The following is a 20,165-nucleotide window of genomic DNA, read 5'->3' on the forward strand; positions in this document are numbered from 1 at the left end:
CCACATTCTCGTGTGGGCAGGGACTGCGGGAGCCGGCGGAGCCTGCGTTGCAAGGGCAGCGCGGGACCCATTTTTTTAGGATATGCATGACCTCTGATCAGAAGCAACTCCGGCCCCGGCTGGCGTTGTTCGACCTGGACCATACGCTGCTGCCGCTCGATTCGGACTACGAGTGGGGCGAGTTCACGACGCGCATCGGCTGGACCGATCCGGCCGAGTTCGGCCGCCGCAACGCCGAGTTCTTCGCGCACTACCAGGCTGGCACGCTCGACGTGCACGACTATGTGCGCTTTGCCACCGAGGCCTTCTGCGGCCGTGGCGCGCAACAGGCCGGCGAGGCGCATGAGCGCTTCATGCGCGAGGTGATCACCCCCGCGATCCGTCCCCAGGCACTGGAGCTGCTGCGCACGCACCAGCAGGCGGGCGACCAGATCATCATCGTCACGGCCACCAACGAGTTCGTGACGCGCCCCATCGCAGCCGCACTGGGCGTGCAGGAGCTGATTGCCGTGGAACTGGAGCGCGACGCCCAGGGCTGGTTCACGGGCGAGATCCGTGGAACGCCCAGCATGCGCGACGGCAAGGTCCAGCGCATGCAGCAGTGGCTGGATGCGCGTGGCCTGGACTGGGGCGGCGTGGAGAGCTTCTTCTACAGCGACTCCTGGAACGACGTGCCCCTGCTCGAACGCGTGGACCACCCCGTGGCCACCAACCCCGACGCACGGCTGCGCGCCCTGGCCCAGGAACGTGGCTGGCGCATTCTGGACCTGTTTGGCGAAGCACCATGATCAAGAACATCATCGACAAGCTGCTGGGCAAGACCTCGGCTGCCCCCCGCGCCCGCAAGTCCCCCTTCGGCAAGCGCCAGGAAGTGCCCGTGCAGGTGCACGGCATCGACCCCAACCTGGTGGACCGGCGTGCCATCGACGTGGTCGAGACGCTGCAGGACGCCGGCTACGAGGCCTACATCGTCGGCGGCGCCGTGCGCGATCTGCTGCTGGGCCTGCGCCCCAAGGACTTCGACGTGGCCACCAATGCCACGCCCGAGCAGGTCAAGGGCCTGTTCCGCCGCGCCTTCATCATCGGCAAGCGCTTTCGCATCGTGCACGTGGTCTATGGCCGTGGACGCGAGAACGAGGTCATCGAAGTCTCCACCTTCCGCGCCTTCCTGGACAACAGCGCGGCCGAGGCCGTGAGCGGCAACGAGCGCACCAGCAAGGCCCAGCTCGCCGGCATGCACCATGCGGTGGACGCCAGCGGCCGCGTGCTGCGCGACAACGTCTGGGGCCCGCAGGACCAGGACGCCACGCGCCGCGACTTCACCATCAACGCCATGTACTACGACCCGCGCACGCAGATCGTGGTGGACTATCACAAGGGCATCGACGACGCCAAGAAGCGCATGCTGCGCATGATCGGCGACCCGGCCACGCGCTACCGCGAAGACCCGGTGCGCATCATCCGCGCCGTGCGCTTCGCGGCCAAGCTGGCGGGCAAGGGCTTCAAGATCGAGCCCAAGACCGCCAAGCCCCTGGTGGAATGCGAGCCCTTGCTGGCCGATGTGCCGCAAAGCCGCCTGTTCGATGAAATGCTCAAGCTGCTGCAGACCGGCCACGCGCTGGCTTCGGTGGAGCAGTTGCGCGGCCTGGGCCTGGCGCGCGGCATCTACTCGCTGCTGGATGTGGTGGTCGAGCGCGCGGAGCAGCCCTTTGTGCGCGCCGCGCTGACCGATACCGACCGCCGTGTCGAGGAAGGCAAGCCCGTGGCGCCCAGCTTCCTGCTGGCCTGCGTGCTGTGGCATGACGTCAAGACCGGCTGGGAACGCCGCCTGAACCAGCGCCAGCACCCCTTCCCCGCGCTGCAGGAATCCATCGACGAAGTGTTCGACCAGCGCATCGGCGATGTCTCGGGCCGCGGCAAGCTGGCCGCCGACATGCGCGAGATCTGGGTCATGCAGCCGCGCTTCGACAAGCGCACCGGCGCCACGCCATTCAGCCTGGTGGCCCAGCCGCGTTTCCGCGCGGGCTTCGACTTCATGCGCCTGCGCGCCGACATCGGCGAGGTCGATGAAAGCCTGGCCAGCTGGTGGCAGGAATTCCAGAACGCCGACGACGCGCGCCGCGACGACCTGATCGCCCAGGCCCGCGACGAGCAGCGCGCCCGCCAGCGCAGCGCCGAGCCCAAGGTGCACCGCGTGGCCAAGGCCCGCCCTGCGCGCGAGGACGCCGGCGCTGGCGAAGCGCAGCAGGCCGACGCACCTGCCGCCGCCTTGCCCCAGGTGGAAGGTGAGGAAGGGGCAGCGCCCAAGAAGCGCCGCCGCCGTCGCCGCAAGCCACAGGGCGGTGGTGATGGCGCCGTGGGTGGGGATGACTGAGCCGGGGCACTGGGTCGCCATTGGCCTGGGCGCCAATCTGGGCGACCGGGGCCAGGCGCTGGCCCAGGCGCTGCAGGCCATTGGCGGCCTGCCGGGCACGCGCCTTGTGGCCGTGTCCTCCCTCTACAGCACGGCACCCGTCGATTCCAGCGGCCCGGACTACCTGAACGCCGTGGCCGCCGTGCACACCACGCTGCAGCCGCTGGCGCTGCTCGATGCGCTGCAGGCCATCGAACTGGCGGCCGGCCGCGAGCGTCCCTACCGCAACGCGCCGCGCACGCTGGACCTGGACATCGAACTGTGGGACGACGAGCGCATCGCGCTGCCGCGCCTGAGCGTGCCGCACCCGCGCATGCACGAGCGCGCCTTCGTGCTCGTGCCGCTGGCCGAGATCGCGCCAGAGCGCATCACGCCCGCGCAACTGCAGGCCGTGGCGGGACAGGGCATCCGCCTGGCGCACAAGCCTGGCTGGCATCTCCGACAAGCCTGAATCCCGACAGTAGTGGCCTGAATGAAAAAGCCGCAGCGCCCTGAGGGCGGCTGCGGCTTTTTGCCAGTCGGGACGCGGTGGATCGGCTCAGTCCACCTTCGCTCCGGAGGCCTTGACGATGGGCTGGTACTTGGCGCGCTCGGCGGCCATGAACCTGTCGAATTCGGCGGGTGTGGAGGACACGGGCTCGGCCATCAGGGTCTCGAAGCGGGTCTTGGTCTCGGGCGCGGCCAGTGCATCGCCAAAGGCCTTACTCAGCTTGTCCAGCACGGGCTTGGGCGTGCCGGCCGGGGCCACCAGGCCCCACCAGGTGTCGATGGAAAAGCCGGGGAAGGTCTTGGACAGTGCGGGCACGCCGGGCAGCAGCGTGGTGGGGTTCAGCGTGGTCACGGCCAGCGCCTTGAGCTTGCCCGAGCGGATGTTGGGTGCAGCGGCGGCCAGGTTGTCGATGTTGAAGTCCACCTCGCCCGACAGCAGGGCCAGCTGGGCCGGGTTGGCGCCGCGATAGGGCACGTGAAGGGCGAAGATACCGGCCTTTTGCTTGAGCATTTCGCCGGCCAGGTGGCCCGCGCTGCCGTTGCCGCCGCTGCCGTAGTTGAGCTTGCCGGGGTTGGCCTTGGCGTAGGCGATCAGGTCGGCCACGCTGTGGATCTTGAGCTGCTCGGCACGGGCCGCGTTCATCACCAGCACATTGGGCACGCGCACCATCTGGGTGATGCCGGCGAAGTCCTTGCCCGCGTCATAGGGCATCTTGGCGTACAGCCAGGGATTGACGGCATGGGTGGCCGTGGCGGCCAGGCCGATGGTCATGCCGTCCGGCGTGGCGCGGGCAATGGCGTCGGCACCGATGTTGCCGCCGGCGCCGGCCTTGTTGTCGATGATCACCACTCCCAGGGAGTCACGCACCCGCTCGGCCAGCGCGCGCGAGGTGATGTCCAGCGGACCGCCGGGCGCATAGGGCACGATCAGGCGGATGGGCTCTTGCGCCAGGGCAAGCGGGGAGGCCAGGGCAGCAGCGGCCGCCATGACCGAGAGAAGGCTGTTTCTACGGTTCATAGGGGCGCTATTGTGCAAAAAAATTGCGACACCTGGCTGCGCGCAGGTATGCAGAGCAGTTTTTCTGCGTATTGATTGATCTGTCCTGGCTTCAGGCTGCCTTGTCGGCTTCCGTGGTGAATGCGTCGGCGTAGAACTCTTCGTCGGGCAGTCCACGCTGGTGCACATAGGCCTGGTGCGCGGAATCGACCACGATGGGCGCGCCGCAGGCATAGACCTGGTGGCCCGAGAGGTCGGCAAAATCGTCCAGCACGGCCTGGTGCACGAAGCCCGTGCGGCCGGTCCAGGCGTCTTCGGGCAGGGCATCCGAGACCACGGGCACGTAGCACAGCTGCGGCATGGCTTCGGCCTGTTCGCGCACCCAGGCATCCATGTAGAGGTCTTCGGGGCGGCGGCCGCCCCAATACAGGGTGACGGAGCGGTGGATGTCCTTGTGGCGGATGTGCTCCAGCAGCGCCTTGATGGGGGCGAAGCCCGTGCCCGAGGCCAGCAGGATGACGGGCTTGTCGCTGTCTTCGCGCAGGAAGAAGCTGCCGAACGGTCCTTCCACGCGCAGGATTTCCTTTTCCTTCATGGCGCCGAACACATGGTCGGTGAACTTGCCGCCCGGCATGTGGCGGATGTGCAGCTCCAGCCCCGGCGCCGTGTCCTGCACGTGGGGGGCCGTGGCCATGGAGTAGGCGCGGCGGGCGCCGTCGCGCAGGATGAACTCCACGTATTGGCCTGCGTGGTAGCGGAACTTGTCTGCGGCGGGCAGTTGCAGGCGCACCTGCATCACGTCGTGCGACTTCTTCTCCAGCGTGGCCACGCGCACGGGCATTTTCTTGATGGGAAAGGCGCTGGCATCGGTGACCTGGCGCGACTCCAGCACCACCGAGGTGGCTGGCCTGGCGCAGCAGGTGAGCACATAGCCGTCGGCCTCTTCCTGGGCGGTCAGCGCCTTGTCGGCATGCGGGCCATGGGTGACATCGCCACTGAGCTTCTTGCACTTGCAGGAACCGCAGGCACCGTCCTTGCAGCCATAGGGCAGGCCCACGCCGGAGCGGATGGCGGCGGCCAGGATGGTCTCGCTGCCCTGCGTGGCGAAGGCGCGGCCGCTGGGCTGTACGGTGATTTCGTGGGAAGCGTTGGCTATCTCGGTCATGTTCTCGGTATCCTCGGGGGCGCTGGCGGGCGCGTGGAGCGCGCCGGCGATCTTCTTTCCCGGACGGACATGCCGCTGCCGCGACCGGCGGCGCGCGGGTGGCCGCCCTCGCAACAGGCCAGGATTTTGCCCTCAAACCAAAACCCATTGGGCGCGCTGCCGGCGCGCTTTCGACGCGAACGCGTGCTCATCGTCGGCTGCGGCGACGTGGGGCTGCGCGTGGCTGGTGCATTGGCGGGCGCGCCCGGCGCGCGCTCCGGCGTCGCACGACGGGGCCCGCGCGTGCTGGCCCTGACGCGTGGCGCCGAGCGCCTGCAGGATCTGCGCGGGCGCGGCATCACGCCGCTGCTGGGCGATCTGGACGCACCTGCCACGCTGCGCCGTCTGGCCGGCCTGGCCACGCGCGTCGTCCACCTGGCGCCGCCGCCCAATCCGCCCGCTGGCGAAGAGGGCTGGTGGCTGGACCCGCGCACCACGGCCCTGCTGCGCGTGCTGCGCCGTCGCGGCCGGCCGGCGAGCCTGGTCTATGGCTCGACCTCCGGCGTCTATGGCAACTGCGAGGGCGCCTGGATCGATGAAAGCCGCCCGCCCGCACCGGCCACGTCGCGTGCCCAGCGCCGCGTGAACGCCGAGCGTGCCGTGCGCTTTGCCGGGCGCGGCGGCCTGCGCGCCAGCATTTTGCGCATCCCGGGGATCTATGCGCCGGACCGGGAAAACGGTACGCCGCGCGGGCGCCTGCTGCGCGGCACGCCCCTGCTGTGTGCCGCAGAGGATGTCTACACCAACCACATCCATGCCGACGACCTGGCCCGCGCCTGCGTGCGGGCGCTGTGGCGCGGCCGGCCGCAGCGCATCTACCACGCCAGCGACGATACGCAGCTGCGCATGGGGGACTATTTCGACTTTGCGGCCGATCTCTACGGCCTGCCGCGCCCCGCGCGCATCACGCGCGAGCAGGCACAGCGCGAGCTGCCGGCCAGCCTTCTGAGCTTCATGGGGGAGTCACGCCGCCTGCGCAACCAGCGCCTGAAGGCCGAGCTGGGCCTGCGCCTGCGCTACCCCACCGTGGAGCAGGGCCTGCGCGCGTGAATCAGCGCGGATGGATGCCGCCGTTGGTGTCGTAGCAGCGGAACACGTTGCAGTGCGAGATGGGCGCCGAAGGCGGCAGCGGCTGCGGCGGCACGGGGCGCCCGACGATCCACGGCCGGTTGATGGCATTGGGCTGCAATGCGCGCGATTGCTGCAGCTGCTCATAGGCCTTGGGGCCCAGGCAGGCCATTTCCATTTGCTGCTGGGCGGCCTGGCTGCGCGGGCCCCAGGTGGCGGGATCGGGATTGGACTCGGCCAGGATGGTGTCCAGACGGCGGCGCGCCTGCTGGCAGGCAGGGGAGTCGCCGCTGTCGCGCTGGGCCGAGTTTTCGCGCTCGCGCCGGCTGCGCGCCTCGCGCTCCTGCTGCTGGGCGCGCGCGCGGCGCTCGGCCTCTTCGCGGGTCAGTTGCTGGTTCTTGCGCTCTATGGCGGCGGCGGACTGCGCGCGCTCGCGTTCCAGCTCTTCGGGGCTGGGGGCTTCCTGCACCTGCACGCGGTTCTCGCCGTCCTTGCAACTGCTGTTGGTGTAGGTGACGCGGCCGGTCTTGGCGTCCGTGCAGCGGATGACCTGTGCCGAGGCCGGGCCTGCGGTGAGCGCCACCACCAGCGTTACAAGCATCGGTACAAGCGCCAGGCGCTGGCAAAGGTCTTGGGTGCGGTGCATGGCGGTTTCCTTTCCCATCACAAGCGGCACAGGGATGTGGTGCATTGCCGATTATGGTGCGGAGCGCAGGGGGCTGGACATGCCGCTGGTCAGCCGTTCAACGCCAGTGGCGCGGATCCTGCGTGGGGTAGGGGTTGCCGCCGCCCTGGCTTTCGCGCTGCATGCGCTCGATGGCGCGTTGCTGCTGCTCGCGGTCACGCTGCTGCTGTTCCCGGTCGCGTTGCTGGCGTTCACGATCGCGTTGCTGCTGGCCCTGATCGCGCTCGCGGTCCCGCTGCTGGCGCTCGGCTTCGCGGCGCTGCTGCTCCTGCATGCGTTCGCGCAACTGGCGGTCGCGGTCCTGTGCCTGGCGGTCACGGTCCCGGTCGCGCTCGCGCATTTCACGCTCGCGCTCCTGGCGGTCGCGCCAGGCGTCGCGGTTGCGCTCCTGCTGAATGCGCTCGCGCTCGTACTGCAGGCGATCGCGCTCGCGCTGCAGGCGCTGGCGTTCGTACCAGCCGTTGTCGGGATAGGCGGGCTGCGTGGGATAGGAGGGGTAGATGACGCCGCCGCCAGAGGGGTAGCTGGGGTAGGTCGGATAGCTGGGATAGCCGGAGCCCATGTCCGAGTAGCCATCGGGCGGCACGGCGCAGGCGGTGACCAGGGCGGCGAGGCCAAGGCCGGCCAGCAGGCGCAGCGTGCGCAGGGGGCGCAGGTCACGCTGCTGGTGTGACTGCGCGGTGGGGGCGTTGGAACGGGGCATGGTATGGGGTCCGGGCAAAGGCGTGTTTCCTGTCTGGATCTCTTCCTATGACGTTTGACAGGCCGTATTGGTTGACCTGGGTCGTCCTTGCAAGGCAACAAGTGCGACAGCGGAGCTTCTATTTTGATAGCAATTCGCCCATATTCTGTAGGTGTTGCCAGATGAATTGCGCAGGCGTGGTGCGCAAGGGCGCCTGCCGCCCCGATCGCGGCAATGGCTTGCGGGCGCGGCTAGAATGGCCTCTGTCTTTGGCGGTGCGCAGTCCGTGCGCCGCAAAGCAGCGTTCTCAGGGCGGGGCGAAATTCCCCACCGGCGGTATCTGGATCTGTCTTTCGGCATGTGTCCAGGAGCCCGCGAGCGCCCGGCAAGCCGCAAGGCCGGCCGGGGTCAGCAGATCTGGTGAGATGCCAGAGCCGACGGTCACAGTCCGGATGAAAGAGATCGCGCAGCACCTGCATGGCAGGCGCCATGCCCATGGTTGTCCCATGGGCTGCGCCGCGCCATGCGGCGCCATGGCGCGCGCCCTGATTCATTTGTCTCATCTTGAAAGAGCACCATGAATCAGACTCCTGTCTCCTTGAATTTCTCCGCACACGGCACGGCCTCGGGCACGCCGTGGAGGGCCGTCGCGGGCCGCAGCCGCGTGGCCGTCATCTGCGCGAGCTGGCATACCGATGTCGTGCACCAGGCGCGCGACTCCATGGCGGCCGAGCTGCAGGCCCAGGGCGTGGCCGCGCAGAACATCAGCCACTTCAATGTGCCCGGCGCCTTCGAGATCCCGCTGCTGGCCAAGAAGCTGGCCGACACTGGCCGCTTCGACGCCATCATCGCCTGCGCTCTGGTGGTCAATGGCGGCATCTACCGCCATGAGTTCGTGTCCTCGGCCGTGATCGACGGGCTGATGCGCGTGCAGCTCGACACCGAGGTGCCGGTGTTCTCCGCCGTGCTCACGCCGCGCGACTTCCACGAGCACGGCGACCATGTGGAGTTCTTCCGCGCCCACTTCGTGAAGAAGGGCGTGGAGGTGGCCCATGCCTGCCTGGCGGCCCTGGACCAGCTGGCCCAGGTGCAGGCGCTGGGCCAGGCCCGCGCGGCCTGAGTTGCAAGCGCCGCCTGCGTCGCCGGTTGCGGCGCGCCACCCAGCACAGCTTTGGGTGGGGACGGATGCTCGTAAACACTGAGTTGGTGCCGAGTGTCGCGGCCCCGTCACGCGGCATTGCCAAGCCGCGATGACGGGAATAACGTGACGGCCTGTTTCAACTGAGGAGTGCGCGATGAAGATGTCCCGGAAGTTGTGTATTGCGGCCGTCGTGGCCGGCATGGGTGGCGTGGCCATGGCCCAGGAGCAGGTGATCCGCATCGGCCACATCGGCCCGGTGTCCGGTCCCCAGGCCAATTTCGGCAAGGACAACGAAAACGGCGTGCGCATGGCCATCGACGAGCTCAATGCCAAGGGCATGGAGATCGCCGGCAAGAAGGTCAAGTTCCAGCTGGTGGCCGAGGACGATGTGGCCGATCCCAAGCAGGGCACGGCCGCCTCGCAGAAGCTGTGCGACGACAAGGTCGCCGGCGCCGTGGCCTTCCTCAACTCGGGCGTGGCCATTCCCTCGTCCAAGGTCTTCCAGGATTGCGGCATTCCCATGATCACGGGCGCGGCCACCAACCCCGACCTGACCAAGCCCGGCTGGAACACCACCTACCGCGTGATCGCCAACGACAACGCGCTGGGCGCGGCACTGGCCAAATACGCGGCGCAGACGCTCAAGCTCAAGACCGTGGCCATCATCGATGACCGCACGGCCTACGGCCAGGGCCTGGCCAATGTGTTCAAGAAGGATGCGGAAAAGCTGGGCGTGAAGGTCGTGGCCTCGGAGTTCACGAACGACAAGGCCACGGACTTCATGGCCATCCTGACCTCGATCAAGGCCAAGAAGCCCGATGGCATCTTCTACGGCGGCATGTACGGCCAGGCCGGCCCCATGCTGCGCCAGATGGCCCAACTGGGCCTGAACGATGCCAAGTACTTCGGCGGCGACGGCCTGTGCGTGCCCGAGCTGGCCAAGGTGGCGGCCGGTGCCAAGCCGCTGGACAACGTGATCTGCGCCGATGGCGGCGCCTCGCTGGCCAAGATGCCCGGCGGCACGGAATGGAAAAAGCGCTACGACGCCAAGTACCCCGGCCAGTTCCAGGTCTACAGCCCGTACTTCTACGACGCCACCATGATGCTGGCCGACGCCATGAAGCGCGCCAACTCCTGGGACCCCAAGGTCTACATCCCCTTCCTGCAGAAGGCCGACTACTCGGGCGTGACCTCGAAGATCGCCTTCGAGAAGAACGGCGAGATGAAGAACCCCTCGTACACGCTGAGCGTGTTCAAGAACGGCCAGAAGACAGCCCTCGACTGAGCGAGCGTCCTTCCTTCGTTTTCATGCCCGCCCCGTGCGGGCTTTTTTTCGTGCGCTGTCCATGATCCTCAGGCCGGGGCCGGCGCATCGACCACGCCCGGCAACCGGGCCAGATAGGCCTGCAAGGCAGCGATGGCCTGGCGCACCTTGGCGGGTTGGGCCTGGCGCTGCGGGGTGACCGCCCAGATGTCGAGGCCGCCGAAGTCCCAGTCGGGCAGCAGGCGCACCAGGCGGCCTTCGGCCACCGTGTCGGCCACGTCCATGCTGCCCAGCAGGGCCAGTCCCAGGCCGGCCTCGCACATCTGCTGGATGGACAGCTGGTTGTTGCTGGCCACATGCGGCAGCACCTGCAGGCTGTAGGTCTCGCCCGTGTCAGGGTGGCGCGCCTCGGCACGCAGGGCCTGGCCCTGGCCCTCGCGCGCCAGGCCCAGCCAGCGCATGCTGGCCAGCGGTGCCGGGTGGCGCCAGGCACCGCTACCACCCTGGGCCTGTATCCATGCGGGCGAGGCGCACAGCCAGTTGCGCATGGCGCCCAGGCGCCGGGCGGCCCAGCCGGAATCGGCCAGCCGGCCGAAGCGCAAGGCCAGGTCGATGCGGCTTTGTATGAGGTCGATGGGCGCGTCGTCCACATCCAGGTGCAGGCGCAGTGCGGGGTGCCGGGCCAGCCAGTGGCCCAGGGCCGGCGCGATGTGGCGGGCAAAGCCCACGGTGGCTGACAGGCGCAGCTCGCCGCCGGGCTCGTCGCGCGCGGCCGCCAGCTCGGCCCGCGCCTGGCTGGCGGCCTGGGCCATGGCGGCGCACTGCTGGTAGTAGCGCTCGCCGGTGTCGGTCAGCGCGATCTGCCGGGTGGAGCGGTGCAGCAGGGTGACGCCGCCATCGCGTTCGAGCTGGCGCACCTGCTGGCTCACGGCCGAGGGGCTCATGCCCAGGGCACGCGCGGCGGCGCTCATGGAGCCGTGCTGCACCACGGCGGCGAAAACGGCCATGCGTTTGTAGTCATCCATGGGCTGTATTGTGAAGCTGCACTTCAAGGTCTTGGTAAAAATTGCCGTCTACCGCACGCATTGTGAACGGCGTAATCTCAATGCCATCGTGAACAGGCGCCCTGGCGCCATAAAGGACCGAAGATGAAAGTGGCATTGATTGGCGCAACCGGCTTTGTGGGTTCGGCGGTATTGAAGGAGCTGCTGCAGCGCGGCCATGAGGTCGTGGCCCTGGTGCGCGACCCCGCCAAGCTGGCGCCCCAGCCGCGGGTTCAGGCCGTGCAGGCCGATGTACTGGACGCCGCCGCCGTGCAGCGCGCCGTGGCGGGCGCGGACGCCGTGGTCAGCGCCTACAACGCGGGCTGGGGCAATCCCGACATCTATGAGGACTTCATGCGCGGCTCGCGCGCCATCGTGGCGGGCACCAAGGCGGCCGGCATCAAGCGCTACCTTGTGGTCGGCGGCGCAGGCAGCCTCTACATCGCACCCGGCAAGCAACTGGTGGACACGCCCGAGTTCCCGGCCGCCATCAAGCCCGGCGCCTCGGCTGCCCGCGATGCCCTCAACGATCTGCAAAAGGAGCAGGGCCTGGACTGGACGATGCTGAGCCCTCCGATTGCCCTGCATCTGGGCGACCATGGCGAACGCACAGGCCAATACCGCACGGGCAAGGATGAGCCGCTGATGCAGGCCGATGGCCAGCCCGGCACGATTTCGGCAGCGGACCTGGCCGTGGCCCTGGTCGACGCGCTGGACAAGGGCCTGCACCTGCGCCAGCGTTTCACCGTCGCTTACTGAACACCTGCGCCAGTCCACTGGTGCCGCAGCGGTCTCCATGGCATGCTGGTGTCCGTCATGAACAGGCAGGAGCACAGCCATGATCGACCACACGGGAATCCTCGTATCGGACTTCGAGCGCAGCAAGGATTTCTATGCACGCGCCCTGGCGCCGCTGGGCTATGAAATCCTCATGGAGCTTTCTGCCGAAGTCACGGGCCATACGGACACTGCGGGCTTCGGCGAGCCGCCCAAGCCCGATTTCTGGATCAGCGGGGGCACGCCCAACCAGCCGCCCATCCATGTGGCCTTCCGCGTGGACAACCGCCACATGGTCGATGACTTCCATGCGGCGGCCCTGGCGGCAGGCGGGCGCTGCAACGGCGAGCCCGGCCTGCGACCGCACTACCACGACGACTATTACGCGGCCTTCGTGCTCGACCCCGACGGCCACAACATCGAGGCCGTCTGCCACCTGCCTCCGGCCTGAGTCCCCCTGGCGGCACTGGGGCCTGCGCGGCAGCTGACATCAGGCGGTCGCATGGCGCAGCACAATATTGCGCTGCAACAAAAAAGGCCCCACGTTCCCCATGCCCCCTTCCGTCTCCGCTGCGGCCGGCTCCGTTTCCGCGTCATCCACACCCACGGCCGCCCAGGCCTGGCTCAGCGTGATCGCGCTGGCGCTGGGCGCCTTCGTCTTCAATACCACCGAGTTCGTGCCCGTGGGCCTGCTCAGCAGCATTGGCGCGAGCTTTGGCATGCCCACCGAGCAGGTCGGGCTGATGCTGACCATCTATGCCTGGATCGTGGCCCTGGCCTCGCTGCCCTTCATGCTGCTCACGCGCAATGTGGAGCGGCGCAAGCTGCTGATGGGCGTGTTCGCGCTGTTCGTGGCCAGCCATGTGCTGTCGGGCGTGGCCTGGAGCTTTGCCTCGCTCATGGTCAGCCGCATCGGCATTGCGCTGTCGCACGCGGTGTTCTGGTCCATCACCGCCTCGCTGGCCGTGCGCGTGGCGCCGCCCGGCAGGAAGGCCGTGGCGCTGAGCCTGCTGGCCACCGGCACCTCCATGGCCATGGTGCTGGGCATTCCGCTGGGCCGCATCGTGGGCGAATGGCTGGGCTGGCGCACGACGTTCCTGGCCGTGGGCGGGGTGGCCGCCATCGTCATGGTGGCCCTGGCCCGGCTGCTGCCGCGCCTGCCCAGCGAGAACGCGGGCAACCTGGCCAGCGTGCCCATGCTGCTGCGCCGCCCGGCGCTGCTGTCCATCTACATCCTGCTGGTGGTCGTGATCACCGGGCAGTTCACGGCCTACAGCTATATCGAGCCCTTCGTGCAGGACATCGCGGGCTTCGAGGGCAAGGTGACCACGGCCGTGCTGCTGCTGTACGGCGGCATGGGCATCGTGGGCAGCGTGATGTTCAGCTGGTGGGGGCTGCGCCATCCGCGCGGCTTCCTGCTGGCCGCCATTGGCGTGCTGTCGGCCAGCCTGCTGATGCTGGTGCCGGCCTCGGGCCATGAGGCATCGCTCTACGTGATGAGCTCGGTCTGGGGTGTCGCCATGATCTGCTTCGCCCTGGCCATGCAGTCCCAGGTGCTCAAGCTGGCGGCCGACGCCACCGATGTGGGCATGTCCATGTTCTCGGGCATCTTCAACATCGGCATTGGCGGCGGCGCGCTGCTGGGCAGCCAGGTGAGCATGCACGCGGGCATGCAGAACATCGGCTGGATCGGCGGTGGCCTGGTGGCGCTGGGCCTGGCCTGGTGCATCTGGGCCTTCGTGCGCTGGTCGGCCGGCTTCCAGGCCGCGCACTGAAGCGGGTCAGCCGCCGGGTGCCCGCATGGCCTGGGCATAGCGCTGCGGTGCCAGGCGGGACACCAGCACGCAGACCACGAGCACGGCGGCCATCTGGGCCAGCCAGCCGGCGCCGAATCCGCCCGTGAACTGGTGCAGCCGGGCGATCACATAGGGCGCCAGCGCCGCAATCAGAAAGCCGCCGCCCTGCATCAGCGCGTTGAGCGCACCGGCCTGCGTGGGGTGGGGAAGATGGTCGAGCGCCACCACCATCATCAGCGCGAAGCAGCCACCCAGGCCGATGCCGAGGATGACGATGTTGAGCAGCGGCGCTGCATCAGGCCACCAGGCCAGCGCGGCCAGGCCGATGATCTGGCACAGCAGCGTGAACCCCAGCCATGGCCGCCGGTCGGCATGGCGCGCAGCCAGCACGGGCAGTCCCAGCGCGGCGCTGGCCTGGGCCACCGACAGCAGGGCCACCAGGCCGCCGCTTTGCGCGGGGCTCCAGCCGTGCGTCTGGTAGAAGGGCGCAAGCCAGGCCACCATGGCCGCATAGCCGCCGTTGATGAGGCCGAAGCAGGCCATCAGCAGCCAGGTGCGCGGGCGCTGGCGCAGCCATCCGGTGTCTTGCGAGGCATGGGCTGCCATGGGCGCCGGACCCGGCAACGCGCGCAGCGCATGCCGCGCCAGCGCCAATGCCAGCAGGGCGGGCGCAGTCCAGAGCGCCAGTGCAAAGCGCCAGTCCAGTCCCCATTGCACGGCCAGCGGCGAAATCTGGGCACCGAGCGCCCCGCCGCCCATGAGCGCGGCCGAGTACAGCCCCATCATCTGGGCCATGCGTGCGGGCGACTGGCGCTTGATCAGGCCCGGCAGCACGCCTTGCACCAGGGCCACGCCAGCGCCGCACAGCGCGGCCGTGGCCAGCAGGGTGGCAGCACTGGAGCCCGCCACGCGCAGCGCGCAGCCCAGCGCAATCACCGCCAAGGACCCGACCACGGCGCGGCGCGGACCCAGGCGCCGCAGCGCGGCCGGGGCCAGCCAGGCGCCCACGCCCATCAACGCCATGGGCAGCAGCGTCAGCCAGGACAGCGTGGACAGATCCATGCCCGTGGCGGACTGTATCTGCGGGCCCAGCGGGCCGATGGCCGTGAGAAACGGGCGCAGGTTCAGCGTGACCAGGACCACGGTGGCCAGCCACAGCGCCGTTGGAATGGCGTGCGCTGCGGCAGGCGCCTCGGTGCGTGCAGGCGCAATGGACGACATGGCTTCAGGCCCAGGGGGCGTTGCCGTACAGCTGGGCCGCCGTGATGCCCGTGTCCAGCCGCGTCAGGGGCAGGGGTGGCGGCTGCAGCGGCATGCGCAGCCGCTGGTAGGCGCCTTCGCTGGACAGGCCGTAAGGCTGGGCATCCGCGTTGTCGAAGGCGAAGAAGACCTGCTCGGCCCCGGCCATCACCAGCGCCGCCAGGCACATGGGGCAGGGGTGGCCGCTGGCGTAGATGGTGCAGCCAGCCAGGCTGGGGTTGGCCTGGGCGCGCGTGCCTGCGCGCAGCGCCTGCATTTCGGCATGGGCGCTGGGATCATGGCTTTGCACGATCTCGTTGACGCCCGTGGACAGGATCTGCCCCTCGCGCGCGAGCAGGGCGCCGAAGGGCCGGCCGCCCCGCAGGCGGTTGTCGTGCGCCAGCTGCACGGCATGGCGCAGCAGGCGGATGTGTTCTTGTTCTTGCATGGGGATGGCTGGGCAATCGGGAGCTGAGGCCGCAGTCTAGGACGGGGCCCATCAATTGGAAAATTAAATGATCAAATGCCGGGCAGTGACAAAGCCACTGAAATCCGCCCACGCCCCATGCAACCCTCTTCCATAGACCCCACCCTGCTGCGCAGCTTCTGCGCCGTGGCCGAAACCGGCAGCTTCACGCGTGCCGCGCAGGGCGTGCACCTGACCCAGTCCACGGTCAGCCAGCAGATCCGCAGGCTGGAGGAGCAAATGGGCTGCACGCTGCTGGACCGCAGCGGGCGCCATGTGGAATGCACGCTGGAAGGAGAGCGCTTGCTGGCCTATGCGCAACGCATCCTGGCCCTCATGGACGAGGCCGTGGAGCAGTTGGCTGGCGCCACCGAAGCCGTGCTGCGCATCGGCGTACCGGAGGACTTTGCCGGCCATGCCTTGATGCCCGCCTTGGGCGCGCTGGCGCGCAGCCAGCCGCAGTTGCGCCTGGAGCTGACCAGCGGGCTGTCGCAGGCGATATGGCAGCAACTGCAGGCCGGCGAGCTGGACCTGGCCATCGTCAAGCAGCGCAGCGGCAGCACGCCCGGCATGGCGCGCTGGCCCGAACCGCTGGCCTGGATAGACAGTGCGCGGCATCCCTGCCACGGGATGGATCCCTTGCCCCTGGTGGTGTTTCCGCAGGGCGGCCTGTACCGCAGCGAGATGACGCATGCGCTGGATGCCGCCGGCCGGCGCTGGCGCCTGGCCTATGTGAGCGCCAGCCTGGCCAGCCTGGAAGCCGCCGTGGAGCAGGGCCTGGGCATCAGCCTGCTGCCGCGCAGGCTGGTCGGGCCCGGCCACCGCCTGCTCGACGGCATGGCCGGCTTCGCCCCCGTGCCTGATGTGGAGGTGGCACTGCATGTGCGCGCCCAGTTGTCGGCGCCGGGCCGGAGTCTGGCTGAGCGCCTGTGCGAGGTGTGCGAGGCGTTGCTGTCGCCTGCCGCTGGCGAGGCCTGAAAAAGAATCCCCGCCGTGGCGGGGATGGTCAGTGGGTGACGCGCAGGCTCAATCCATCGTCAGGTTCTGCTTTTGCACCACGTCCTTGTAGACCGCCAGTTCGGCCTTGATCTCTTCAAAGAAGTGCTCGGGCGTGTCGGCCACGATCAGCGAGCCGGTTTCCTCGATGCGCTTCTTGATGGCCGGGTCCTGCAGCACCTTGCGCGTGGCGGCGTTGACCTTGTCCACGATGTCGCGCGGCAGGTTCTTGGGGCCGACGATGCCGTAGTAGGCCATGCGGTTGACGGGGGCCAGGCCCACTTCCTTGAAGGTGGGCACATCGGGCAGCGCTGCCAGGCGCTGGGGCGCGGCCACCACGATGGGCACCAGGCGCTTTTCCTTGACGAAGCCCAGGGCGGAGGGCAGGTTGTCGAAGATCAGCGGAACCTGGCCGGCCACGGCGTCGTTCAGCGCGGGGCCGCTGCCACGGTAGGGCACGTGGGTGATGTCGGTGCCCGTGGACAGCTTGAACATCTCCATCATCAGATGGGTGATGCTGCCGTTGCCGGGCGAGGCGTAGGAGTACTTGCCGGGGTTCTTCTTCACCTCGGCCAGAAACTCCTGGTAGTTCTTGCCCGCGAACTTGGGGTTGGCCGCAATGATGTTGGGCGTGGCCGCGATGTTCACGATGGGCGTGAAGTCGGTCAGCACGTTGTACGGGATCTTGGGGTTGATCGCCGGGTTGGTGGCCGTGGTGGACACGGTGGCGATGCCCAGGCTGTAGCCATCGGGCTGGGAGCGCGCCGTCTCGGCCGCGCCGATGCTGCCGCCGCCGCCGCCCTTGTTCTCGACCACCACGGGCTGGCCCAGGGCACGGCCCAGCGGCTCGGCCACGATGCGCGCGATCAGGTCGGTGGTGCCGCCGGCCGCGAAGGGCACGAGCAGCTTGATGGGCTTGGTGGGGTAGCCCTGGGCATGGGCTGCGCCCGAAAGCGCGAGGGCGCCGAGGATGCCGGCGAGCGCGATGCGGGAGGTGTGAGTCATGGTGTTGTCTCCTTGAATGGATGTTGTGGACGTTTGTTGTGAGGCACCGACGGGTGGGAGGGCGTGATTCTTTAGGACATTCGTATGGCGGTGCTTGGGCTGAGAAATGTGGAGGCGGTGTTGCGCGGCGCTGGCGATCAGACCACGCCGCGCGAGCGCAGCGCCTGGATGGCCATGGGCGCAATGCCCAGCTCGCCCAGCACTTCATCGGTGTGCTGGCCCAGGGAGGGCGGTGCGCTGCGCAGCACGGGCGGGGTATCGCTCAGGCGCATGGGGCTGGCCACGCCGGCGATGCGCGAGATGCCGTCGCCGGCCTCGCGCGGCAGCTCGACGCGTATGCCGCGTGCACGCACCTGCGGGTCGTCGAAGGCCTGGGCGATGGTGTTGATGGGGCCGCAGGGCACGGCCTTGTCTTCCAGCAGCGCAATCCATTCGGCCGTGCCGCGTGTCTTCATGAGGGGCACCATCCGCTCCAGCAGCGCCTGGCGATTGCGCACGCGCGCGGTGTTGGTGGCAAAGCGCTCGTCCTGCGCCCAGCCGGCTTCGCCGACGGCGGCGCAAAAGCGCGCGAACTGGCCGTCGTTGCCAATGGCCAGCAGCACGTTGCCGTTGGCCGTGGCGAAGTCCTGGTAGGGCGCCAGGCTGGGGTGGATGTTGCCGGCACGGCCCGGCGATTCGCCCGTGGCCAGAAAGCCGGCGGCCTGGTTGGCCAGCACGGCCATGCCCACGTCGAGCAGGGCCATGTCGATGTGCTGGCCCCGGCCCGAGGCCTGGCGCGCATGCAGCGCGGCCAGGATGGCATTGCTGGCATACAGGCCCGTGAAGACGTCGATCACGGCCACGCCCACCTTGAGCGGGCCGCCTCCGGGCGCCTCGTCGGCATGGCCGGTGATGCTCATCAGCCCGCACATGGCCTGCACCATGAGGTCGTAGCCCGCGCGCTCGGCATACGGGCCGGTCTGGCCGAAACCCGTGACCGAGCAATAGATCAGGCGCGGGTTGAGCGCCTTGAGGCTTTCGTAGTCCAGCCCGTACTGCACCAGGCCACCGACCTTGAAGTTCTCCACCAGCACATCGGCCCCGGCCGCCATCTGGCGAATCAGCTGCTGCCCATCGGGGGTGGACATGTCGATGGTGACCGAGCGCTTGTTGCGGTTGCAGGCCGTGAAATAACTGGCCTCCTGCGTGGCCTGCCCATCGTCGCGCGGCAGGAACGGAGGCCCCCAGTGGCGCGTGTCATCGCCGGCCACGGGCCGCTCGACCTTGATCACATCGGCACCCAGGTCGGCCAGTGTCTGCGTGCACCAGGGCCCGGCCAGCACGCGGGAAAGATCAAGCACCTTGATGCCAGCCAATGCGGCCGGCGCGGAGGATGTGGAGGACATGAAAAGACAGAAGTGCGGTCTTGCCGTCGTCGGCTGACCCTTGGTCATGCATCACCCGCTTCGCATGAAACGGGCGCGGCCCAAAGCGAGGGACACCAAGCAAGGGCCGCCCCGCAGCGAGGGTGTCGTCCCCCTCCCTTGCGAAGCAAGTAGAGAGGGGGAAGCCGCGCAGCGGCTCAGGGGGAGCTTCAGTTCGAAAACGCTGCGATGCCGGTCTGGGCCCGGCCCAGGATCAGCGCATGCACATCGTGCGTGCCTTCGTAGGTGTTGACCACTTCCAGGTTGACCAAGTGGCGGGCCACGCCGAACTCGTCGCTGATGCCGTTGCCACCCATCATGTCGCGCGCCATGCGGGCGATGTCCAGCGACTTGCCGCAGTTGTTGCGCTTGATCAGCGAGGTGATCTCGATCACGTTCTGGTGCTCGTCCTTCATGCGGCCCACGCGCAGCGCGGCCTGCAGGCCCAGGGTGATCTCGGTCTGCATGTCGGCCAGCTTCTTCTGGATCAGCTGGTTGGCAGCCAGGGGGCGGCCGAACTGCTTGCGGTCCAGCGTGTACTGGCGCGCCGTGTGCCAGCAGAACTCGGCTGCGCCCAGGGCGCCCCAGGCGATGCCGAAGCGTGCGCTGTTCAGGCAGGTGAAGGGGCCCTTGAGGCCGCGCACCTCGGGGAAGGCGTTTTCCTCGGGAACGAAGACGTCGTCCATCACGATCTCGCCCGTGATGGAGGCGCGCAGGCCCACCTTGCCGTGGATGGCCGGGGCCGACAGGCCCTTCATGCCCTTGTCCAGGATGAAGCCGCGGATCTCGCCCACATGGCCGTCCTCGGTCACTTCCTTGGCCCAGACCACGAACACGTCGGCCACGGGGCTGTTGGTGATCCACATCTTGTTGCCCTTGAGGCGGTAGCCGCCGTCCACCTTGTAGGCGCGGCTGGACATGCTGCCGGGGTCGGAGCCGTGGTCGGGTTCCGTCAGGCCGAAGCAGCCGATGAACTCGCCGCTGGCCAGCTTGGGCAGGTACCTGTTCTTCTGGTCTTCGGTGCCGAATTCATTGATGGGAACCATCACCAGCGAGCTTTGCACGCTGGCCATGGAGCGGTAGCCCGAGTCCACGCGCTCGATCTCGCGCGCCACCAGGCCATAGCTGACGTAGTTCAGGCCGGCGCCGCCGTACTGCGTGGGGATGGTGGGGCCCAGCAGGCCCAGTTCGCCCATCTCGCGGAAGATGCTCACGTCGGACTTTTCGTGGCGGAACATTTCCAGCACGCGGGGGGCCAGCTTCTCCTGGCAGTAGGCATGGGCCGCGTCGCGGATCATGCGCTCGTCTTCGCTCAGTTGCTGGTCGAGCTGGAAGGGGTCATCCCATTGGAAGCTGTTGCGGGCCATGGCGTGATTTCTCCAAAAAACAAAGAGGTCAAGGGCGGGTCGCTGCCATATGCCAAAGCCGGGCAGGCTGTGGCCATGGAGCGTTGTTGCGACGCATCTTAGAAGCGGGCCTGCGCGTGGCGCAAACGAT

Annotated in this window: 20 protein-coding genes and 1 riboswitch; of the genes, 10 read left to right on the plus strand and 10 right to left on the minus strand. The window is 68.4% G+C overall.

Annotation, left to right across the window (positions count from 1 at the left end; all coding sequences use genetic code 11):
* Positions 1 to 86: 86 nt before the first annotated feature.
* Genes ACUTR7_RS18540 through folK form a run of 3 tightly spaced genes read left to right on the plus strand, consistent with a single transcriptional unit; the run spans position 87 to position 2,864 of the window.
* On the plus strand, positions 87 to 788 hold the full coding sequence (locus ACUTR7_RS18540; RefSeq protein WP_012204110.1) for a histidinol-phosphatase: 702 nt from the start codon (positions 87 to 89) through the stop codon (positions 786 to 788).
* Positions 785 to 2,374 (plus strand): polynucleotide adenylyltransferase PcnB, encoded by a 1,590-nt coding sequence (gene pcnB, locus ACUTR7_RS18545; RefSeq protein WP_088166752.1) that lies wholly within the window; start codon positions 785 to 787, stop codon positions 2,372 to 2,374. The genes ACUTR7_RS18540 and pcnB overlap by 4 nt, the downstream gene beginning before the upstream one ends.
* The gene (folK, locus tag ACUTR7_RS18550) at positions 2,349 to 2,864 is read left to right on the plus strand and encodes a 2-amino-4-hydroxy-6-hydroxymethyldihydropteridine diphosphokinase (RefSeq protein WP_445609500.1); all 516 of its coding nucleotides are present in this window, start codon (positions 2,349 to 2,351) and stop codon (positions 2,862 to 2,864) included. The genes pcnB and folK overlap by 26 nt, the downstream gene beginning before the upstream one ends.
* Before the next feature lie 87 nt (positions 2,865 to 2,951).
* Here folK and ACUTR7_RS18555 read toward each other — a convergent pair whose 3' ends face one another.
* Both ACUTR7_RS18555 and ACUTR7_RS18560 read right to left on the minus strand, forming a co-directional pair.
* Positions 2,952 to 3,920: a Bug family tripartite tricarboxylate transporter substrate binding protein gene (locus ACUTR7_RS18555; RefSeq protein ID WP_043781175.1), complete on the minus strand. Its 969-nt coding sequence runs from the start codon at positions 3,918 to 3,920 to the stop codon at positions 2,952 to 2,954.
* A gap of 91 nt (positions 3,921 to 4,011) precedes the next feature.
* A complete protein-coding gene (locus tag ACUTR7_RS18560) occupies positions 4,012 to 5,064 on the minus strand; it encodes a CDP-6-deoxy-delta-3,4-glucoseen reductase (RefSeq protein ID WP_012204115.1) in 1,053 nt (350 codons plus the stop codon).
* 69 nt (positions 5,065 to 5,133) lie between these two features.
* Between ACUTR7_RS18560 and ACUTR7_RS18565 the strand changes: the two genes are divergently transcribed.
* A complete protein-coding gene (locus ACUTR7_RS18565) occupies positions 5,134 to 6,153 on the plus strand; it encodes an SDR family oxidoreductase (protein ID WP_445609501.1) in 1,020 nt (339 codons plus the stop codon).
* Between the two features lies 1 nt (position 6,154).
* Here the strand turns inward: ACUTR7_RS18565 and ACUTR7_RS18570 are convergent, their stop codons facing one another.
* Both ACUTR7_RS18570 and ACUTR7_RS18575 read right to left on the minus strand, forming a co-directional pair.
* Positions 6,155 to 6,817, minus strand: coding sequence for a DUF4124 domain-containing protein (locus ACUTR7_RS18570; RefSeq protein WP_180317769.1), 663 nt, complete (start codon positions 6,815 to 6,817; stop codon positions 6,155 to 6,157).
* Between the two features lie 97 nt (positions 6,818 to 6,914).
* Positions 6,915 to 7,559 carry a hypothetical protein gene (locus tag ACUTR7_RS18575; protein ID WP_099734371.1) on the minus strand — a complete coding sequence of 215 codons (645 nt, stop codon included), beginning with the start codon at positions 7,557 to 7,559 and terminating at the stop codon, positions 6,915 to 6,917.
* A 278-nt stretch (positions 7,560 to 7,837) separates the two neighbouring features.
* Positions 7,838 to 8,006: riboswitch (FMN riboswitch) on the plus strand.
* Between the two features lie 109 nt (positions 8,007 to 8,115).
* On the opposite strand from ACUTR7_RS18575, the gene ACUTR7_RS18580 reads away from it, so the two are divergent.
* Positions 8,116 to 8,658, plus strand: coding sequence for a 6,7-dimethyl-8-ribityllumazine synthase (locus tag ACUTR7_RS18580; protein ID WP_012204119.1), 543 nt, complete (start codon positions 8,116 to 8,118; stop codon positions 8,656 to 8,658).
* A 175-nt stretch (positions 8,659 to 8,833) separates the two neighbouring features.
* The gene (locus ACUTR7_RS18585) at positions 8,834 to 9,964 is read left to right on the plus strand and encodes a branched-chain amino acid ABC transporter substrate-binding protein (RefSeq protein ID WP_013803650.1); all 1,131 of its coding nucleotides are present in this window, start codon (positions 8,834 to 8,836) and stop codon (positions 9,962 to 9,964) included.
* Between the two features lie 68 nt (positions 9,965 to 10,032).
* On the opposite strand, the gene ACUTR7_RS18590 is transcribed toward ACUTR7_RS18585, so the two are convergent.
* The gene (locus tag ACUTR7_RS18590; protein WP_043824067.1) at positions 10,033 to 10,968 is read right to left on the minus strand and encodes a LysR family transcriptional regulator; all 936 of its coding nucleotides are present in this window, start codon (positions 10,966 to 10,968) and stop codon (positions 10,033 to 10,035) included.
* A gap of 123 nt (positions 10,969 to 11,091) precedes the next feature.
* Here ACUTR7_RS18590 and ACUTR7_RS18595 point away from each other — a divergent pair, with 123 nt between their 5' ends.
* The 3 genes from ACUTR7_RS18595 to ACUTR7_RS18605 all read left to right on the plus strand — a co-directional run bounded on the left by ACUTR7_RS18595 (position 11,092) and on the right by ACUTR7_RS18605 (position 13,538).
* Positions 11,092 to 11,745, plus strand: coding sequence for an NAD(P)-dependent oxidoreductase (locus tag ACUTR7_RS18595; protein WP_099734370.1), 654 nt, complete (start codon positions 11,092 to 11,094; stop codon positions 11,743 to 11,745).
* Positions 11,746 to 11,824: 79 nt separating this feature from the next.
* Positions 11,825 to 12,214: a VOC family protein gene (locus ACUTR7_RS18600; RefSeq protein WP_012204123.1), complete on the plus strand. Its 390-nt coding sequence runs from the start codon at positions 11,825 to 11,827 to the stop codon at positions 12,212 to 12,214.
* A gap of 100 nt (positions 12,215 to 12,314) precedes the next feature.
* A complete protein-coding gene (locus ACUTR7_RS18605; RefSeq protein ID WP_012204124.1) occupies positions 12,315 to 13,538 on the plus strand; it encodes a sugar transporter in 1,224 nt (407 codons plus the stop codon).
* Positions 13,539 to 13,544: 6 nt separating this feature from the next.
* Here ACUTR7_RS18605 and ACUTR7_RS18610 read toward each other — a convergent pair whose 3' ends face one another.
* Entirely contained in the window at positions 13,545 to 14,780 is a 1,236-nt protein-coding gene (locus tag ACUTR7_RS18610) for a cyanate transporter (protein ID WP_445609502.1), read from the minus strand.
* A 4-nt stretch (positions 14,781 to 14,784) separates the two neighbouring features.
* Positions 14,785 to 15,246 (minus strand): nucleoside deaminase, encoded by a 462-nt coding sequence (locus tag ACUTR7_RS18615; protein ID WP_012204126.1) that lies wholly within the window; start codon positions 15,244 to 15,246, stop codon positions 14,785 to 14,787.
* Positions 15,247 to 15,363: 117 nt separating this feature from the next.
* On the opposite strand from ACUTR7_RS18615, the gene ACUTR7_RS18620 reads away from it, so the two are divergent.
* The gene (locus ACUTR7_RS18620) at positions 15,364 to 16,242 is read left to right on the plus strand and encodes a LysR family transcriptional regulator (RefSeq protein WP_445609503.1); all 879 of its coding nucleotides are present in this window, start codon (positions 15,364 to 15,366) and stop codon (positions 16,240 to 16,242) included.
* 48 nt (positions 16,243 to 16,290) lie between these two features.
* Here ACUTR7_RS18620 and ACUTR7_RS18625 read toward each other — a convergent pair whose 3' ends face one another.
* The 3 genes from ACUTR7_RS18625 to ACUTR7_RS18635 all read right to left on the minus strand — a co-directional run bounded on the left by ACUTR7_RS18625 (position 16,291) and on the right by ACUTR7_RS18635 (position 20,035).
* Entirely contained in the window at positions 16,291 to 17,265 is a 975-nt protein-coding gene (locus ACUTR7_RS18625; protein ID WP_012204128.1) for a tripartite tricarboxylate transporter substrate binding protein BugE, read from the minus strand.
* Between the two features lie 137 nt (positions 17,266 to 17,402).
* The gene (locus ACUTR7_RS18630) at positions 17,403 to 18,650 is read right to left on the minus strand and encodes a CaiB/BaiF CoA transferase family protein (protein WP_445609504.1); all 1,248 of its coding nucleotides are present in this window, start codon (positions 18,648 to 18,650) and stop codon (positions 17,403 to 17,405) included.
* 188 nt (positions 18,651 to 18,838) lie between these two features.
* Entirely contained in the window at positions 18,839 to 20,035 is a 1,197-nt protein-coding gene (locus ACUTR7_RS18635; RefSeq protein ID WP_013803645.1) for an acyl-CoA dehydrogenase, read from the minus strand.
* Between the last annotated feature and the right edge of the window lie 130 nt (positions 20,036 to 20,165).

Source organism: Delftia sp. NA_296.1 (genome assembly GCF_052692095.1).

What these genes read in the sequence shown, in the direction of transcription:
- ACUTR7_RS18540 (WP_012204110.1), top strand. Translation starts at nt 87, where the DNA reads ATGACCTCTGATCAGAAGCAACTCCGGCCCCGGCTGGCGTTGTTCGAC.
- pcnB (WP_088166752.1), top strand. Translation starts at nt 785, where the DNA reads ATGATCAAGAACATCATCGACAAGCTGCTGGGCAAGACCTCGGCTGCC.
- folK (WP_445609500.1), top strand. Translation starts at nt 2,349, where the DNA reads ATGGCGCCGTGGGTGGGGATGACTGAGCCGGGGCACTGGGTCGCCATT.
- ACUTR7_RS18555 (WP_043781175.1), bottom strand. Translation starts at nt 3,920, where the DNA reads ATGAACCGTAGAAACAGCCTTCTCTCGGTCATGGCGGCCGCTGCTGCC.
- ACUTR7_RS18560 (WP_012204115.1), bottom strand. Translation starts at nt 5,064, where the DNA reads ATGACCGAGATAGCCAACGCTTCCCACGAAATCACCGTACAGCCCAGC.
- ACUTR7_RS18565 (WP_445609501.1), top strand. Translation starts at nt 5,134, where the DNA reads ATGCCGCTGCCGCGACCGGCGGCGCGCGGGTGGCCGCCCTCGCAACAG.
- ACUTR7_RS18570 (WP_180317769.1), bottom strand. Translation starts at nt 6,817, where the DNA reads ATGCACCGCACCCAAGACCTTTGCCAGCGCCTGGCGCTTGTACCGATG.
- ACUTR7_RS18575 (WP_099734371.1), bottom strand. Translation starts at nt 7,559, where the DNA reads ATGCCCCGTTCCAACGCCCCCACCGCGCAGTCACACCAGCAGCGTGAC.
- ACUTR7_RS18580 (WP_012204119.1), top strand. Translation starts at nt 8,116, where the DNA reads ATGAATCAGACTCCTGTCTCCTTGAATTTCTCCGCACACGGCACGGCC.
- ACUTR7_RS18585 (WP_013803650.1), top strand. Translation starts at nt 8,834, where the DNA reads ATGAAGATGTCCCGGAAGTTGTGTATTGCGGCCGTCGTGGCCGGCATG.
- ACUTR7_RS18590 (WP_043824067.1), bottom strand. Translation starts at nt 10,968, where the DNA reads ATGGATGACTACAAACGCATGGCCGTTTTCGCCGCCGTGGTGCAGCAC.
- ACUTR7_RS18595 (WP_099734370.1), top strand. Translation starts at nt 11,092, where the DNA reads ATGAAAGTGGCATTGATTGGCGCAACCGGCTTTGTGGGTTCGGCGGTA.
- ACUTR7_RS18600 (WP_012204123.1), top strand. Translation starts at nt 11,825, where the DNA reads ATGATCGACCACACGGGAATCCTCGTATCGGACTTCGAGCGCAGCAAG.
- ACUTR7_RS18605 (WP_012204124.1), top strand. Translation starts at nt 12,315, where the DNA reads ATGCCCCCTTCCGTCTCCGCTGCGGCCGGCTCCGTTTCCGCGTCATCC.
- ACUTR7_RS18610 (WP_445609502.1), bottom strand. Translation starts at nt 14,780, where the DNA reads ATGTCGTCCATTGCGCCTGCACGCACCGAGGCGCCTGCCGCAGCGCAC.
- ACUTR7_RS18615 (WP_012204126.1), bottom strand. Translation starts at nt 15,246, where the DNA reads ATGCAAGAACAAGAACACATCCGCCTGCTGCGCCATGCCGTGCAGCTG.
- ACUTR7_RS18620 (WP_445609503.1), top strand. Translation starts at nt 15,364, where the DNA reads ATGCAACCCTCTTCCATAGACCCCACCCTGCTGCGCAGCTTCTGCGCC.
- ACUTR7_RS18625 (WP_012204128.1), bottom strand. Translation starts at nt 17,265, where the DNA reads ATGACTCACACCTCCCGCATCGCGCTCGCCGGCATCCTCGGCGCCCTC.
- ACUTR7_RS18630 (WP_445609504.1), bottom strand. Translation starts at nt 18,650, where the DNA reads ATGTCCTCCACATCCTCCGCGCCGGCCGCATTGGCTGGCATCAAGGTG.
- ACUTR7_RS18635 (WP_013803645.1), bottom strand. Translation starts at nt 20,035, where the DNA reads ATGGCCCGCAACAGCTTCCAATGGGATGACCCCTTCCAGCTCGACCAG.